The sequence below is a fragment of the Bifidobacterium eulemuris genome, from assembly GCF_014898155.1.
Taxonomy (GTDB): Bacteria; Actinomycetota; Actinomycetes; order Actinomycetales; family Bifidobacteriaceae; genus Bifidobacterium; species Bifidobacterium eulemuris.
In genome coordinates, this window is record NZ_CP062938.1 from 968204 (window position 1) to 983855 (window position 15652).

The 15652-nt window shown below is 60.0% G+C and carries 15 protein-coding genes; 5 read left to right on the plus strand and 10 right to left on the minus strand.

Annotated elements, in window-relative coordinates; genetic code table 11:
* Positions 1-196: 196 nt before the first annotated feature.
* The 3 genes from BE0216_RS04420 to BE0216_RS04430 form a co-directional block, all read right to left on the minus strand.
* Positions 197-1168, minus strand: coding sequence for an AraC family transcriptional regulator (locus tag BE0216_RS04420; RefSeq protein WP_094636751.1), 972 nt, complete (start codon positions 1166-1168; stop codon positions 197-199).
* Positions 1169-1440: 272 nt separating this feature from the next.
* Complete coding sequence (locus tag BE0216_RS04425; RefSeq protein ID WP_094636750.1) at positions 1441-3642, minus strand: glycoside hydrolase family 127 protein; 2202 nt, start codon at positions 3640-3642, stop codon at positions 1441-1443.
* 125 nt (positions 3643-3767) lie between these two features.
* Positions 3768-5177 carry an ATP-binding protein gene (locus BE0216_RS04430; RefSeq protein WP_226805699.1) on the minus strand — a complete coding sequence of 470 codons (1410 nt, stop codon included), beginning with the start codon at positions 5175-5177 and terminating at the stop codon, positions 3768-3770.
* A gap of 310 nt (positions 5178-5487) precedes the next feature.
* On the opposite strand from BE0216_RS04430, the gene BE0216_RS04435 reads away from it, so the two are divergent.
* From BE0216_RS04435 to BE0216_RS04450, 4 genes are all read left to right on the plus strand, one after another.
* Positions 5488-5712, plus strand: a complete 225-nt coding sequence (locus BE0216_RS04435; RefSeq protein WP_094636749.1) for a helix-turn-helix transcriptional regulator — start codon at positions 5488-5490, stop codon at positions 5710-5712.
* Positions 5713-5716: 4 nt separating this feature from the next.
* Positions 5717-6190, plus strand: a complete 474-nt coding sequence (locus BE0216_RS04440) for a DUF2178 domain-containing protein (RefSeq protein WP_094636748.1) — start codon at positions 5717-5719, stop codon at positions 6188-6190.
* A gap of 190 nt (positions 6191-6380) precedes the next feature.
* On the plus strand, positions 6381-6752 hold the full coding sequence (locus BE0216_RS04445) for a hypothetical protein (RefSeq protein ID WP_143249290.1): 372 nt from the start codon (positions 6381-6383) through the stop codon (positions 6750-6752).
* Positions 6745-7140 carry a putative toxin-antitoxin system toxin component, PIN family gene (locus BE0216_RS04450; protein WP_158217196.1) on the plus strand — a complete coding sequence of 132 codons (396 nt, stop codon included), beginning with the start codon at positions 6745-6747 and terminating at the stop codon, positions 7138-7140. The genes BE0216_RS04445 and BE0216_RS04450 overlap by 8 nt, the downstream gene beginning before the upstream one ends.
* 283 nt (positions 7141-7423) lie before the next feature.
* Here BE0216_RS04450 and BE0216_RS04455 read toward each other — a convergent pair whose 3' ends face one another.
* From BE0216_RS04455 to BE0216_RS04485, 7 genes are all read right to left on the minus strand, one after another.
* Positions 7424-8098, minus strand: coding sequence for a YesL family protein (locus BE0216_RS04455; protein WP_094636745.1), 675 nt, complete (start codon positions 8096-8098; stop codon positions 7424-7426).
* Between the two features lie 19 nt (positions 8099-8117).
* Positions 8118-8624, minus strand: coding sequence for a glycoside hydrolase family protein (locus BE0216_RS04460; RefSeq protein WP_094636744.1), 507 nt, complete (start codon positions 8622-8624; stop codon positions 8118-8120).
* On the minus strand, positions 8596-9273 hold the full coding sequence (locus tag BE0216_RS04465) for a glycoside hydrolase family 43 protein (RefSeq protein ID WP_143249289.1): 678 nt from the start codon (positions 9271-9273) through the stop codon (positions 8596-8598). Before BE0216_RS04465 ends, BE0216_RS04460 begins: the two co-directional genes overlap by 29 nt.
* Before the next feature lie 70 nt (positions 9274-9343).
* The gene (locus BE0216_RS04470) at positions 9344-10432 is read right to left on the minus strand and encodes a glycoside hydrolase family 43 protein (protein ID WP_094636742.1); all 1089 of its coding nucleotides are present in this window, start codon (positions 10430-10432) and stop codon (positions 9344-9346) included.
* Between the two features lie 102 nt (positions 10433-10534).
* Positions 10535-11494, minus strand: coding sequence for a carbohydrate ABC transporter permease (locus BE0216_RS04475; protein ID WP_094636741.1), 960 nt, complete (start codon positions 11492-11494; stop codon positions 10535-10537).
* A gap of 10 nt (positions 11495-11504) precedes the next feature.
* On the minus strand, positions 11505-12494 hold the full coding sequence (locus BE0216_RS04480) for an ABC transporter permease (RefSeq protein ID WP_094636740.1): 990 nt from the start codon (positions 12492-12494) through the stop codon (positions 11505-11507).
* A 91-nt stretch (positions 12495-12585) separates the two neighbouring features.
* Entirely contained in the window at positions 12586-14184 is a 1599-nt protein-coding gene (locus tag BE0216_RS04485; protein ID WP_158217195.1) for a type 2 periplasmic-binding domain-containing protein, read from the minus strand.
* A gap of 338 nt (positions 14185-14522) precedes the next feature.
* Here BE0216_RS04485 and BE0216_RS04490 point away from each other — a divergent pair, with 338 nt between their 5' ends.
* Positions 14523-15608 (plus strand): LacI family DNA-binding transcriptional regulator, encoded by a 1086-nt coding sequence (locus tag BE0216_RS04490; RefSeq protein WP_094636738.1) that lies wholly within the window; start codon positions 14523-14525, stop codon positions 15606-15608.
* Positions 15609-15652: the final 44 nt, after the last annotated feature.

The following is a 15652-nucleotide window of genomic DNA, read 5'->3' on the forward strand; positions in this document are numbered from 1 at the left end:
CACATCATACCTGTATATACAAGTTAACACAAATCGGCGCACGTCAACGAGTCAAAGCCAACATCCACAACGTTTCGATTGAGACGAGAGACCGTCAAAAACAACGATTTAACCATTCCGCCCATGCTGCGACACCAAAACGGCGAATTACCGTCGCCCTCGACTCCAAAGTGGTTAAATCGTTGCAACCACCGTACTACACGGTGTTGTAAAGCCGCGCGGGGAAGGCGGCGCGGTATTGCGTCGGGGTCAGGCCGGTGCGGCGTTTGAACACCCGCATGAAATACTTGGGATCCTCGTACCCCACTTCGGCGGCGATGGCGGCGACCGGCGACGAGGTGGTGGAGAGCAGTTCGCGGGCGCGATCGACCCGATATTCCACAATCTGCTCCACGATGCCGATGCCAAAGGCCTGATGGTATAGCGACGTCAGATAGCTCGGCGAATAATGGAAGCGCGCGGCCACGTCGGCCACGGAGATGTCTTCAAAAGCGTTGGCACGAATCCATGAATGCACCGACCGCAACGACCCGCGCACACGCCGTTCGCGGGATTCCGCGGACGCAACGCTCTCCGCCGCCGCAACGGCAACGTTTTCACCACCGTCACCACTATCTTCGACGGGCTCGGCGGCCTGTAAGCCACCGCCCTGCGTAATCGCGCAACGTTGGCGCATCTGCATGGTGATCTCCAACAGCAGGCCGGTGGCGCAATACGAGCAGTAGGCGTTGGGGCGGGAGTCCGCCTGTGAGAACAGGTCGAGCAGCTGGTTGGACATCACGGCAAGACGCCCCGCATCACCCACCGCGCTATATAGCGGCAATGACACGCACCGGTCGTCAGGCGACGGCTTGGAGGCGAGCGACCAAACGCCGGCGTCCTCATCGGCACCATCGGCGAAACGGAAATGCATCCACACGAATTCAAGAGGCGCGGTGATGGACTCGGTGCCGGCATGCTCCACGCCGGCGGGAATCAGCGCCATCTCACCTTCGCGAATCAGCAGGCCGGACTCCCCCACCCGGATCGGTAATACGCCCCGGCGCACGACGATCAGCTCGAAGCTGTCCATCGTGCGCCGCATATGCCGCCATCCCGGCCCCGACACAAAATGTCCTATCGACAGAAATTGCACCGGTGAGTCGACGCGTGCGGTTACGAATTCCATGCCTCCATGGTAGCGTTCGCCATCCCGAGAGGAGCATCCACCCCGTCATTCCAACGGAACATCCCACCCCACCCGTCATCCCGACGGAACCATCCCAACCCACCCGTCATTCCAACGGGACCATCCCAACCCACCCGTCATCCCGAGCGGAGCGCAGCGAAGTCGAGGGATCTCCAGCCCATGCATAAGAGATCCCTCGACTTCGCTCGGGATGACGGGCGGGTGGCACTCCGCCCGGAATGACAAACTCCACTCGGGATGGCCGTGAAATCTTACAGATTCAGCCAGACGCGCATTTCGGTCAGGCCGCGGTTGGCCCACGCGAAATACGGAATCAGCGTGATGTCGGCCGGCTGGCGATCCGACGCACAGGTCGGGTCGAAACGGCGGTACAGGGGCGTGCGCGGCGCGTCAACGGGCGCATCGTCCGCGACGTCGGGCTCGACGGGCTCGCGCCAGCCGGGAACGGTCAGTCTGACCATATCCCAATCCACCGGATCCACCACACCCGTACGCTCGCTGCCGTCGGTGCGGCTTTCGTCGAATCCGGCATGCATCGTGAACGTCTCGGCCACGGCCTCGCCCAAACGGGACATGTCCACATGCAGACGGCCCAGCCCTTCGCCGTTATCGACGCCTTCTGCGCAGAAGGTGATCGGCCCGCGCACGAAGGCGACTTTGCCGATGTTCTCGCCCACGCGCGGGTTGGCGGCCACCGGCACCACCGGCATAGGGAACGCGAAGGCGACCACATCGCCGTCATGCCATTCGCCGGTCAGATAGAGGTATCCGTCTCGAATCTCGCGCTTGACGCGTCCATCATTCTCGCCACTCGCCGTCACCACGGCGGCCCCGGCGGCCTCGTCGCCGGCCCATGCGGGCAGACGGAAGGCCAACGTGCCGCTCGCCGCGCGATCAAGATGGACGGTCGCCTTGCCCTCGCCGCTCCACGGCATCGCGGCTTCGACGTCCAGTTCCATCGCCGCGCCGGCGAAGTCGAACCGCGCGCGGCCGCCCATGTACAAGTGTGTGTACAGCGTGGCGCCGTCCTCGCCCAACGTGTAGGCGTACTGCTGGATCGAGCTGACGATACGGGTGATGTTCGGCGGGCAGCAGGCGCAGCCGAACCACTTCTGGCGCACCGGCTTGACGTGTTCGAAGTTGCGGTCGCGGTTAAGCGCGGCCTCGGGGCGCACCTCCAGCGGGTTCACGTAGAAGAAGCTTTTGCCGTCGAGGGCCATGCCGGCCAGCACGGTGTTGTACAGCGCGCGCTCCATCACGTCCGCATACTCGCCTTTGGCGCGGATCTGCAGCATGCGGCGCGCGAAGAAGGCCAGCGCGATCGCGGCGCAGGTCTCCGAATAGGCTAGATCGTTGGGCAGGTCGTAGTCGTAGGAGAAGGCCTCGCCGTGGCGGGTGCCGCCGATGCCGCCGGTGATATAGAGCTTCTTGTCGACGATGTTGCGCCAGAGCTTGTCGACCGCGTCGGTCAGGTCGCTCGCGTCGGTCAGACGCGCCACATCGGCCACGCCGGAATAGAAGTAGGTGGCGCGAACGGCATGGCCGACGGCCTCATGCTGGTCGGACACCGGCTGGTGCGCCTGATAGTAGGCGTACGGCAGCGGCATATCCTCGTTCGGCTGGTACGCATTGCCGTCATGGGCGGCGCGCGCCCGGTCTTCCTGCTCGAAGTACAGCGGGGACGCGCCGCGCTCGCGCACGAAATATTCGGCCAGATCGGCGTATCTGCGCTCGCCCGTGGCCTCAGCCAGTCGGATCAGCGCCATTTCGGCGATCTCATGGCCGGGGTATCCGCGCAGCTTGCCCTCTTCAGTGCCGAAGCGGGAGGCCACGTAGTCGGCGAAGCGGGCGGCGGCCTTGAGCAGCTTGTCTTTGCCGGTGCCCTGATAGTAGGCGACCGCGCCTTCGATAAGGTGCCCCAGGCAGTACAGCTCATGGTGGTCCTTTAAGTTGGTGAAGTGGCGGTCCATGCCGTTGAGGATGTAGTAGGTGTCGAGATAGCCGTTGTCGAGTTGGGCGGCGCAGACGATGTCGATGGCCTCGTCGGCGGTGCGCTCGAGTTCGGGGTCGGGATGGGTGGCCAGCGTGTAACCCACGGCTTCGATCCACTTGGAGAAGTCGGTGTCTTGGAACACGAAGCCGTAGAATTTGTCCGCATCTGGATTGGCGGGGTCTTCGGGCAACGCGTTGAAGCCGCGGTCGGTGTAGGTGGGCGGCACGAACCGCTTGCCGGAGCTTTCGGCGGTGCGTTTGCTGGCGTTCTGCGCGGCGGCGGCCTTGAAGTTGTGCATGCAGTAGCTCGGGTCCGCGCCGGGCACGCGGTCGTTCAGAGCCTCCCACTGGTAGGGGATCACGGCGGTGCGGGCGAGCTGCTGTTCGGCGGACCAGAAGGGATCGTCGACGGTGACGTCGGCGACGTTCAATGGCGTGCTGTGTTGCGGTGTGACGGACATCCTTGTCTCCTTCGGAATACGGGTTGCCGGTGGATGGCGCCGGATTCCCTCGGTTGGGAATGCCGCGCTCCTGCAGCCTCAGCTTAGGAGACGCTCCGCGCCCACACAGGTGGACTTTTCGTTGCTCAAGTGGATTTCACCTCAGACTCGGATTCGTCCACTCTGCCCCCGGCTTGGCCCAAAGGAGCAAGATCGTCACCGGAAAGTTCGCGACCGTCCTGCGGCCGGCTGCGGAAAAACGCGCCTACGGCCCACAACGGCACATTCGTCATCCAATCCTGCTCACGATAGCCTCTTAAGGACGTCCGGTATCCACGCAGACCGAATTTGCCGCACAGCCATCTCAAGCTTTTCGCCTGTCGCTCGACGCCGGCCTTCACCTCCAAAGGAATCACCGCGCCCCCATGACGGAATATGAAATCCACCCCACCGGAGCTGTTATCCGTTGCCCAATAGCTGGGATCCACTCCCTCCGACACCAATTGCTGGCACACGTATTGTTCGGTCAAAGCCCCACGGAACTCCGTCAGGGCGGTATCCGCAAGAATGAGATCAGCCGGCTCAACCGCCATGGCCGCCGCAAGAAGACCCACATCATGCATATACAACTTGAAGGCCGAAAGATCTTGATATGCCCGCAGAGGCAGGGCGGGTTTCGTAACTTTGAACACCCTCGTGGCCAATCCCGAATCCACGATTTTCTGTATGGCTGACTCGTATTGGACGCTTCGCGCGCCTTTGGCGATATGTCCGAAAACGAACTTATGGTTTTCCCGCGCCAAATGCGTCGGTATCGAAGCAAAGGCCAGACGCACGCGCTCCACATCACCCCCCGCCTGCGGATGCTTGGAGAAATCCATATCATAGTCGGATAACAGTCCCGTCTGAATGTCTCGTGCGGCTTGGTAGCCGTCATTCAAAAACGCGTCGACGGCGGCAGGCATCCCTCCGACATAGCAGTACTGCCTCACCCTCCGATCCAAACGATCGGCAAACCCCTCAAGAAAACCGAAATCCAGATCTTCGATATGCCGGGCCAACACGTCATCACCCGTCGCATCAAGAAACTCAAGAAACGACATCGGACGCATCACCATGGTCTCCACAGCCCCCACGGGGAACGACGTGCCTTCATGCTGGGCAAGGCCCAGATATGACCCTGCAGCTGCAATATGAATGCGGGGCAACTGTTCTTTGAATGATTTCAGCATGGTCAGCAGCGCGGGTATCTCTTGTATTTCATCGATAATCAGCAGCGTCTCATCCTCGCGAACCCGCACGCCCGTGTATGCCTCCACGGAATCCAGAAGTATCTGAGCCGAGCCAGCGCCCGACAAAGCCGACTTCGCCGAGACGTCAAAGAGATTCACATATGCGCACGAACGATAATGCCCCTGCCCCAGCATGCGCAGCACATGGGTTTTGCCCACCTGACGCGCACCACGAAGCACCAACGGCCGCCTCGATGGGCTGGTGCTCCACCGCAGCAACGCCGACTGTACATCTCTTCGAAATTCCTTCACCGCCACCTCCACACCGATGCTGCTTCCAGCAGCAACACACTTTTCAGGTGTTCCAGAAACCAGAGTAACACACTTTTCAGGCGTTCCAGAAACTGGAATAATACACTTTTCAGGCGTTCAAATCGACATATTGACACATGTTTCAGGTGTTGAAATATGATTCGAAACACATATTTCAGGCGTTCAACAATCATCACCTCATGACACCTACCAGTCACGCCCCGCGAGCACAGCGAAGACCCACCCATCATGAAGCTAGCTTCACATGAAGCGAACTTCATGTTATAGTGATGGCGGAAGGCAATATGAAAGTAGATATGCGATGAAGACGAAGGTTCGCGAATACCGCAACGCGGTGGGCATGACCCAGCAGGAGCTGGCGCGGCTCGTCGGGGTGTCGTCGCGCACCATCATCTCCATCGAACGCGAGCAGTACAGCCCCTCGCTGATGCTCGCCTACCGCATGGCGCGGCTGTTCGGCGTCAGCGTCGAAGATCTTTGCCAACTTGAGGAGAACCGTCTCATCGAAGACGGCGAAGGGAAGTGACACCATGAACGACAACGGCAACGACAACAAACTACTCCAGAGCCAACGGCAGAACCGCGTCTTCGGCATCGTGTTCCTCATCCTCGCTCTTCAGGATGCGCTGTCGATCACCTTGGGGCACGACCCCATGTCATGGCGAAACATCTTTCCCATGATGGCATACGCTGTGACGAGCGTCCTCATGCTCGCCGCATCGCGCTCACCGATAACGGCCATCTCCGCGAACCCCGACCTCGCCGAAGACGAGCGCGACCGGCTCATCGTGATGAAAACCTACGCAACGGCCACACGTATCATGGAATTCACACTTGCCCTCGTCGGCTTGGTTTGCGGAATTCTCGCCAACTATGACGGCTCGGCCGTACTTGCCAACATTTCAGGCGCGCTTGCAATCATCAGCAGCACCTGCCTGATCACCATGTGCGCCACGATGCTACTGTGTGCCGCGCTGTCAGCGCATTACAATCGCACCATGTAACGCGCCATGCCCATTCGTCACCATGCGCTTGGATACTTCAATCATGTTCGTGGTCACGCCTGCATGACGATGCGATGTGGATAAGTGGAGGCTGGAACCACATAGGCCGGTTCGGCTTGCGCGACCGGTCGCCCATACCGCATCATGGCCCCCACGCAGAGTATGTCCACGTACACGCGAAGGAGCGATTATGACAATGGCGCATATTATTCCTGTATTAAAATCAGATAATAATCCATATAATTATCTGATTGCTCAGGAGCACAACATGAAAACCTATACCATGGCGGAACTTAGTCGCTCCACCAAGAAAATCTGCAACGAGAACGAGCCGGTGATCATCACCAACAACGGCAAGCCGCAATGCCTGATGTTCAATATCGAGGATGCTCCGATCGACGAGGTTGTGGATTATTTCACCGACGCGCTGGGCACATGGGCGCTTCGGCGCGCGCAGGAGCGAGCGGTCTCGCTCGGCGCCAACGCCATGACCCTGGATGAGATCAACGAAGAGATCCGTCTTGCGCGATTGGAAATCGGACAGGGTGATTACGATGCGTAACGCCGTTCTCGACACCAACGTCGTGGTGTCCGCTGTGCTCAATCCCAACGGAATACCCGCCGCGATTGTGGACGCCTCATCGCAACGCAAGTATCGACCCATCCTGTGTACCGCGACCATGCATGAGTACAAGGAGGTGCTGCGACGACCCAAGTTCCCCATCACCGAGCTCGAAATCAATCTGATACTGGCGAAACTGCGCAGAAACGGCCGGTACGTCACGCCAAGTCCGCAGCCGGAGCGATTCACCGACATGAGCGACAAGGTGTTTTGGGATCTTGCCGTCACCGCCGACGCATCCGTGGTCACGGGCAATATCAAGCATTTTCCCGACGATCAGCGCGTGCGCACGCCGCGTCAGTTCCACGACGAGCTCTGCGACGCCTAGCCGCCGCGCATAACCCACATCGCACTATACATGGTCTTCACAGCAAAGTGACGGAACCATCGAGGAAGACGAAGCCCGCGTATCCGCACGCCACCTCGCCGGCTATACGACTCCTGTCCGCGCTGGTTTTCGAATCAGCGCACATATCGGCACGACCCCTTGCCTCAGTCGTCTCTTTCCCAAGGGTTGTACGACCCATATGATTCAGAGCTCGTCTGTCATCGGCATGCAGCCTGCAACGGCCGGCAGGCCCAGGCTGGCGGAGGCGAAGTCTTTACCTCTCCTACTGATTCCGCTTACGCCGGCCCGCCTCGGTGGGCTCCAATTCGCGCACGTCCAACCCCGGCAGACGACCCCATGAATACACGGCCATCATGACGGCGAACATCGGTAGCGCCGCACCGAACGCCATAATCAGCCCCGGCCAGGTGGAATACGCCCACATGGTGATGACGAACAGCACCAACACCATCAGCGAACACAACGGTCGGGCGATCACCATCGACAGCGAGGTGCGCAGCGTCCATACCGGCCCTTCGTCGTAGTGGGAGCGGATCGCCCAGCTCAGGAACACGAACAGGCCGTAGATCAGATTGAGCAGGAGCAGCACACCGGAGACGGCGACGCCGAGCACCCCCATATCGTTGTTCTGCACCAGCCAGTATTCCCACATCAAAAGCCCCCACACCAGGAACTGCGGCCAGCCGAACATATTGGCACCGGCCAGCTCCTGCCGCCATGCGCGATGGAAGGTGAGCCACGTACGCTTGACGGTCCAGGAACGGTCATCCACATCCAACAGCCATGCACGATAGGTGGAGGCGCTGGCGGCGATCGATGGGAACAGGCCAGCCACCACCAATCCCAGCACCGTGTGGACGATAAACGCAACATGCACCACCACAATCATCATGATGATGCGGCACAGGAACTCATATCCGGCTGCAAAACGCTTCATGGCACCTCACCTTAGCTTGTTATCCAGCGATTACGCTGTCCGCATCGCCATATGCCGTGACTAATCGGCCCCGTTCGGCCGCCGTGATCGGGATCACCATGCCATGACGTGGCTTGCCGCCATCGGGACTGGTCGGCAGACACTCTCGAAGTTTGCCGCCGACCGGTTCCCACCCGCCGTTCAATGAGGCGTCACGCGTGGCGAATCCGACGTAATGACCGGGACCATCATGGTATCGGGGTTGATCGATGAACAGATACCAGGCGTAGCCGTTGACGTCGCCCGGATTCGCGGGGAAGATCGTCGGCCCCTCGCCGCGGGTGAACACCTTGGACGCGCCTTGCTCGTCGACCTCGCCATTGGGCATGCCGACGCCGACCTTCTCTGCGACCAGCTGCCATCCCACGCAGGTAGGCAAGCCGTCGCCGTCGGAGACATCACCATCTCCCGCATTCGATACGACACCGGCGAGCTCTCCGGAGACCACGTTCAGAAAATCACGACTGCGCTCCTGCCGGATGGTCATGGTGCGCTCGTCCTTGATGAACCGGTGGTACCACTCCCCCCACTCGCGTCGCGGTGACATCGATGGTGCCGAATCCGTCGTGCCCATTGCCGCCGCACACGTCGACCCACACCTGCGCCGACGTGAACTCCCGGAAGTCCGCGGTGGCGGCAACCATCATGCGGTTGTAGGTGCTGCGCTCACGAGGATCCCCGTCTTCGTACAGATTCGACGCCCAGTACACCGCGTACAGGCCGATCTCATCCAGCCACAGCGCCTCGGGCGCCCAGGTGTTGCCTGCCTCAGGCGGCGAAACCAACACATGGCGCTGATCCGACCAGTGGACCAGGTCAGGGGATTCCCAGATTTCCAGATATCGCGAGCCCATACGCTGCGACCTGCCGAAGTCGCCGCCGAGCGACGCGACGTTGAGGTCCGTGGCCATCATCACGAAGCCGCCGTCACGCTTACGCAGAATGAACGGGTCGCGCAGTCCCTTCGTGCCATACCGCGACGAGAACAATGGCATGCCACCGTTCAATACGCGCCAGCGCAGCGCGTCATTGCCTTCGGACACGGCCAGACAGATACGCTCCCCGCCCACGCCGTCCCCGGTGAAATAGGCCCATGCATACGCCTCGTACGGTTTACATGACTCGTCGAACGTCATGATGATTCCCAACCTCCCGCCATGCCGACAAGCAGATCGGCCCACGTGCGTCCAGTATAACGATGTATGGTCAGGCCTGCAGAACCTGTTTGTCCTCGATGTACGCACCCGCACGGTCCGCTTCGAGCACACGCTCGTATTCGGCGCGGGTCAGACTCAGCACACCGCCATGCTTGGTGTGCGGTGCCATATCGAACTCATCCGACTTCAAATACTCGAAGCCGTGGTCGATGTCGGTGGTGACCATCGGGCGATATCCGATGGAGGGGATGACGTCGACGTACAGATACACTTCGTCGTTCGAGTGGGAGGCGAACAACGCCGGACCTTCGACGCCTCGCGGATCGCCGTTCTCGGTCCAGTCGGCACCGATGGCGTCCTGGATGACGCTCCATTGCGCCTGGGGCTCCCACCAACGATCGCCGTCGGTGGATTCCAGCACGATGCCGCGCTCGTTCTGATGTTTGGTGGCGCGATACACGCGCCCTCCACGCGCCAGCATGGTGGTGTCGATGGTGGGGTATCCCTCGTCGATGAACACGCCGCCGTATTCGTAGGTATCGTTGGTGAAGTCCGCGGTGGCGCCCCAGAGCACACGGTCGTAGACATCGGGATTCTCATGCCTGGGATCGTCGTCGGCGAACAGCTTGCTCGACCAGTACAGCACGAACGCACCTCGGCCGCCTTCACGGCCTTGCGGATAATAATCCGGCACCCACAGCGCTTCGGGCGCCCACGCCATACCAAGTTCGGCATGCGTGCCGTCGGCCTTGCGCGACACGTCCAAGGTGCGCGGTTCGCTCCAATGCACCAGATCATCCGATTCCCAGATGATGAGGTTGGTGCTGCCGTGATGGGACCATTCGTACCAGCCGGAGCCGGATTCCGAGCCATGCCCTGAGGTGAATACCTGCAGATCGGTGGCCAGGATGTACACGCGGCCGGTCTCGGGGTTGCGCACCAGATAGGGGTCGCGCACGCCCTTGGTGCCGAATGGCGAGGTCAGCACCGGTTTGCCGTGGTTCAATGGATTCCAATGCTCCGGATTGTCGCCGTCGGACAGGTCGAGATAAATGCGTTCCGCATAGCTTTTGGGATCCTCGATGAAGTGGACGAGCAAATAGCCGTAAGGCGCGGCCGGAATGGAATAGTCAGTCATTGCATGCTCCGGGAAACGGTAATGGATAAGGTAAGGGCCCGCACTCTGGGAAGGAAAGGAGAGAAAACCCGTGCGGACCCTTCGTTCGGAATGGACCGGAGATCAGCCCTTGACCGCGCCGATCATCACACCCTTGTTGAAGTACTTCTGGATGAAGGGGTAGAGGATCAGCAGCGGGATGGTGGAGATGAGGATGATGCCGTACTTGATCTGGTCGGCGAACAGCTGCATCTGCCCCAAATTCATCGAGCCGGAGGAGTTCGCGGCCGCCTGGGTTCCGAGCAGGATGCGCTGCAACCAGTTCTGCAGCGGCTGCTTGTCCCAATCGCGCAGGTAGACCAAGCCGGTGAAGAAGTCGTTCCAGTGCTGCACGAAGTAGTACAGCGTGATCACGGCGATGATGGCACCGGACAGAGGGATGACGATGCGGAAAAAGTAGCCGTAGTAGTTCAGACCATCCAGCTCGGACGCCTCATGCAGCTCCTCGGGGATCGAGGTCTCGAAGAAGGAGCGTGCGATGATGAGGTTGAACACATTGACCGCGGACGGCAGAATGAACACCCACATGCTGTCGAGCAGGTTCAGGTCCTTGTACAGCAGGTAGTTCGGGATGATGCCGCCGGCGAAGAACATCGTGAAGGTGAACAGGAACAGCAGCACGCGGCGTGGCTTGAACTCGCGACGGGACAGCGCGAAGGCCGCCGGGATGGTCACGGCCACATTCAGCGCGGTGCCGAGGAACGAGTAGATGAAGGTGTTGCGGTAGCCGGTCCACACGCCCTCGTTGGCGAACACCATGGCATACCCCTCGAGGTTGAACCCGACGGGCAGCAGGGTCACCTGCCCCTTGGCCACGGCGGCCGGATCGGAGAAGGAAGCCATGACGATGAACCAGATCGGGTAGATGACCACGAACAGAATCAGCGCGGTGAGCACACCGATCATGATGTCGACGATCCAGTCGGACACCGTGCGTTGCTGCTTCATATGCGGGTTGAAGGGGATGTCGTCGGCGGAGAGTTTCGGGGAGACACCTTGGGGTTGAACTGTTGCTTGTGCCATGTCTCGCTCCTTAGAAGATGCTCGTGTCGTTGATCTTCTTGGTGATGAAGTTGGTCAGCACCAGGAAGCCGAAATTGACGAGGGTGTTGAACAGGCCGATCGCAGTGGACAGCGAGATCTGACCGTTGATGATGCCCATCTTGTACACGTAGGTGGAAAGAACCTCGGAACTGGTGAGGTTCAGCGCGTTCTGCATCAGGTAGGTCTTCTCGAAGCCTACGCCGAGGATGCCGCCCATCTTGAGGATCAGCATGATGGTGCAGGTCGGCAGGATGGTGGGGATATCCACGTATCGGATGAGCTGGAGACGGCCGGCGCCGTCGATTTTGGCCGCCTCGTACAGGGCGGTGTCCACTGCGGAAAGCGCCGCGAGGTAGATGATGCAGTCCCAGCCGCAGTGCTGCCAGACTTCGGAGATCCAGTAGATGGCGGCGAACCACTGGGGCTTGCCGAGCAGGCTCTGCTCGCCAAGGAAGCGGCCGATGATGCCGGAGTCCGGGGAGAGGAAGATGTTGACCATCGAAATCACGACCACCACGGAGATGAAGTGCGGCATGTAGGTGATGGTCTGTACGAAGCTTTTGAGCTTCGTGTTGTGCAGCTGGTTGATGAGCAGAGCCAGGGCGATCGGGGCGAAGAAGCCGACCACGGCGGTCTGCAGGGCGATGTTCACCGTGTTGCCGATGACCTGCAACGCCTGCGGGCTGCGGAAGAACTGCTCGAAGTATTTGAGTCCGACGAATTTGCCGCCGGTCAGACCGGCTGTGGGGTTGAAGTCGCGGAACGCCAGCTGCAAGCCGTACATCGGCACGTAGGCGAAGATAAGAACGAACACCATGGCGGGGGCCACGAAGGTCCACAGCTGCCAATATCGCTTGAAATGCTCCACTATCTTCACAGGCAGCGGCTGGTTTTTGCGCAAGGCGATGTTGTCCACCACCGCCGCATCCGCGGCGTCGTCGTATGTGGAGCTCGCCCCCACGGTGTTTGCGCTTGTCATCTTGTCCTTCTTTGTACGATGTGCTGTGTGCGATATGAGGCGCCGGGGCGGCGGAGGGAAGACCGCCGCCCAACGGCACCTGAGGTCGGGATCACTTCTTCAGAGCCTCGTCATACCACTTCTGGTACAACTCGTTGTTCTCATCGACACCGAGGCCCTTGAGGTTCTCGACGAAGGCGTTCCAGCTGGCGTCGTCGAGGCCGCCATCCTGAATCCAGCTTGCGGACTGGGTCAGAGCGGCGCTCATGATGTTGGCCACGTTGTTGGAGATGGTGGTGGAATCCTCGTCGCTCGGAACGATGGTGATCGGCAGGTAGTTGTCGCCCACGGCCGCGAGCTGATCGGCGTACACGGCATCGGTGTTCTTGAGCTTCTCGGCGCCGGTGTCGCCGTTAAGGGTCACCTCATCGGAGATCCAGCCGGCGAAGCGGTCGGCCAGATACGGGGTCTTGGCATTGGCGTCCTGAGTGAAGTAGTCCGGATTGATCGTGTAGGTGTGGTCGCCGTCCTTGGTGATCCAATCGGAGTTGCCGTACTTGGCGAGGATGGAACCCTCTTCGGAATACATGGCATCGATGATCTTCAGCGCGGCGTCCTTGTTCTTCACCTCGGCGGACATTGCCACGCCGTAGTCTTCGAACGCACCGGCATCCTGCGAGTAGTCGGCCACCGCGGTCACACCCTCGGAGGAAGCGGGCCACGGGATGGCCTCATACTGGGCGGCGACCGCGGAGTCACCGGTGCCGAAGGCGTCCGTGGTGTTGGTGATGGCCAGGCCCACGGTGGCTACGCCGTTGTCACCCTGCAGAGAGGCGTAGTACTTGGAGGATTCCTGAGTCAGGGAGTCCTTCGGGGAATACCCCTTCTCGATTATGGTGTGCAGGAACTCGATGACCTCGCGGTACTCGTCCTCGACCATGTAGTTGCCGATCTTGCCATCCTTGACGTACTGGCCATAACGGGAGGGGCTGTTGTTGAACTGGGTGGTGATGCCGGTGGAGTTGAGGAACAGGAAGGGGCTCCACCAACCCATGCCGGTCATATCGAGGTTGCGCATGGCGTACGGAATCTCATCGGCCTGGCCGTTGCCGTTCGGATCCTGGGTTTTGAAGGCCTCCATCACATCGAACAGCTCGTCCCAAGTGGTCGGCACCTGCAGCCCAAGCTTGTCGAGCCAGGTCTTGTTGATGAACAGGTGCTGACCGGACGCCTTGTACTCCTGGCCGAAGTAACGCGGCAACGTGTACATCTTGCCGTCGGGCGTGGTGACCATGCCTTCGGCGTCGGGCTGCTCTTCGAGGAACGCCTCGACGTTCGGCAGCTTGTCGAGTTCTTCTTTGAAGTCCGCGAAGTACTGGTACTTCTGCGCGTCCGCCGGATGATAGGCGCGGATGGACAGATCATCCACCGAACCGGATGAGAGGGTGGCGGACTTCTGCTGGGCCCACTGGGTGTCATCCACCTGGTTCCACTCGATGGAGCAGTCGCACTCCGCCTCGAGGAACTCGGTCAGATCGGTCATCGTGCTCATGTCCTGCTGCTGCGAGGTCTGCACCAGAATGCTGACGACTGGCTTGCCGTTCTCGTCGACGGCGGTGTCATCAGCGCCGCAACCGGCCAGTACCATCGACATCGCACCGACCGCCGCCAAAGCCGCCGCCGCCCGTTTTGCCACACCACGTCGTGCCATGTTCTTCATTCCTTTCCAAACAAGGGCGACAACCGACTGCACATCCACTACTTTGCGGGAAAACCGACTTTCAATTGTCTGTTTTGATGTTGCAGCAACGCTTGGTTATCGATATCTTTTGTGCGTTGAGATAGTTATACAACTAACGATAACCATACGTCAATCCGGCGTGTCTCCAGCGAGAGAAGACCTCGAAATGGCTCCATTTCTGCGTTTTCCTATATTTCAGCCATATCAAACGATGCAACACATCGCATTGATTGCTATAGTTAACGATATCTATATGTTTAACGATATCCATACGTACCTCTATTGTGAGGTACAGAACGGATATCCCAATGAGCACAGGGGGCATCATGGACATCGAAGCCACCGGACGAACCGTCACGCTCAAGGACGTCGCGCAGGAGGCCGGCGTCGCCACCATGACGGTGTCCAAAGCATTGCGCAACCAGCCGGGGGTCAAAACATCCACGCGCAACAGAATCCTGGCGGCGGCCAACAAACTCGGCTATCGAGGCAACATCTCCGCCAGTGCGCTCAAATCCGGCAAAACCGGCATCATTCGTGTCATCGTCAATGAATTCGACGTGCCGTTCTACTCCAAGTTTCTGGAAATCATCACCACGGAGATCAGCGAGAAGGGCTACATCCCTTTCGTGCAGAAAACCCACTACTCCCCGATCACGCTTCAGGAATCCCTCGACAATAACTTTCTGGCCGACAGCATGTCGGACGGAGACATCATCCACGCCTCCGGCTCCGATTTCGACCAGATCCGAGAGATGAGCCGACGACGCCCGACCATGCTGGTGGATTCCTGCACGCCCCAGCTCGTCACTTCCAGCGTGAACTGTCCGAACGAGGAAGGTATGCGCGCCAGCGTGCAGCATCTCATCGATCAGGGGTGCACGCGCATCGGGCTGCTCAGCCGACTGCCATTCATGACCCCGACCGAACTCATGAACAGTCACATCGGTGTCGCGCCACCGCGCATGCGTGGCGCCCGCGCCGCCTTCCTGGAGAACGGCATGGAGTTCACCGCCGACAACGTGATTCCCATCGACGGCTTGGGTGAGGAACAAGCCATCGAGGCGGCCCACCGTCTCGCGAACGAAGGCCTTCGCTTCGACGGCATCGCCTGCATGAACGATTCCTCCGCCATCGGCCTGATCCGAGGTCTCGCCGACCGGGGCATCAGCGTGCCGAAGGACGTCAAGGTGATGGGCTTCGACGGCGTGCGCATGGGCGAATTCACCGTTCCCTCGCTCTCCACCATCGCCGTCGATATGGAACAGATGGCGAAGCTGCTGGTCGGCCAGCTCATCGAACAGATCGAGCATCCGAACGAGCAGATCACACCATCCAGAACCACCGTCGGATTCAACCTGCGCAAACGAGGTTCCACGGCCATCGCGTCGTAAGAGCCCCATCCGATCGTCCAGACATCGTCTGGCGACCGCACCGT